The following is a 1,072-nucleotide window of genomic DNA, read 5'->3' on the forward strand; positions in this document are numbered from 1 at the left end:
GCACCCCACACCCACTCACACCACAGCAGGCCAGGGCTCAGGAAGGTAAGTCGGCCCGGTGAGAACCGGCATGCGACTCCCCGACCAGCACCAACGATCGAGCCCGGCCCAAGGTGCCGCCCCTCAAGCGAGCACCCAAGCGAGCACCCATAGGAGCGCCCAGACGCGCACCCAAAGGAGCAGCCAAGCGAGCATCAAAACAGCTTTTAAATGTGGTATGCTTCTTTATGCCGGAAGGGGTTGGCGCCCCTCCCGGCCACTCGATCAAGTCACCTACGGAGGACCCCTCATGGCGCAGGCAACGACCCCGGGCGAGCAGTTGGTCAGCTCGGAGCTGCTCATCGAGACGTGCAACGCGGAAGCCGAGTACCAGGCCGCGCTGAAGGCCGCCCAGGCCGCCAAGACCAAGCGGGACCAGAACCTCTACGAGATGTGGCGCGCCGCCGGTGGTGACGCCCGCGCCGTCGCCGCCACGCTGCCGACGACGGTCAAGACCCGGACGGTCAAGGCGGCGGTGGTGAAGCTCGCTCCCCCGCAGGACTTCACCCAGCTCTCTCTCCTCGACCTCCAGGACCTGAAGTCGCACGCGCTGGCCGCCTAGGTTCGCACCGGGCGGCGGTAGTTGGCGCTGCCGCCGCCCCTCACTCGACCACCATTCGCTGAATCCCAGAGGAAATGACAAATGGCTGACGTTGCCCGCGAATTCGAATTCCTTTTCCCCGGTACCGCCAATTCCGTCGTCCGAGCTCTTGAGCGCGTTCGGCGTGGAGCGGGAGAGCAGGTTGCCAAGATTGTGGGGGGCGGAATGCCGTCCGGTCGGCCCGAGGAGATTCGGGCGGCGGTCGCGGAGTTCAACCGGGTCGCGGGTGACGTGCTCGGGCGGCCGGGGGCGAGCGGGTACGACGCCCGCCGGTTCCGGGCACGGGAGGCGGTGCGGTCGCTCACCAGTGCCATGGAGAGCGTGGCTCTGGGCGACGTCGAGGAGGCGTTGACCGCCACTCAGGCCGCCTGGCGGGCGGCGGGCGCGGTGCAGCGCGCCCGGTAGTCGAGTCGGGGGCGGTCGGTGTGCGAC

Annotated in this window: 2 protein-coding genes; both read left to right on the top strand. The window is 68.4% G+C overall.

All coding sequences use genetic code 11. From position 1 onward, the window contains the following. Window positions 1-289: 289 nt before the first annotated feature. Window positions 290-601, top strand: coding sequence for a hypothetical protein (locus IE98_RS0141530; RefSeq protein ID WP_030277932.1), 312 nt, complete (start codon window positions 290-292; stop codon window positions 599-601). Window positions 602-805: 204 nt separating this feature from the next. After that, on the top strand, window positions 806-1,045 hold the full coding sequence (locus IE98_RS44055) for a hypothetical protein (RefSeq protein ID WP_159401268.1): 240 nt from the start codon (window positions 806-808) through the stop codon (window positions 1,043-1,045). Window positions 1,046-1,072 lie beyond the last annotated feature (27 nt).

The organism is Streptomyces sp. NRRL B-24484 (assembly GCF_000717715.1).
In the GTDB taxonomy this organism is placed as follows: domain Bacteria; phylum Actinomycetota; class Actinomycetes; order Streptomycetales; family Streptomycetaceae; genus Kitasatospora.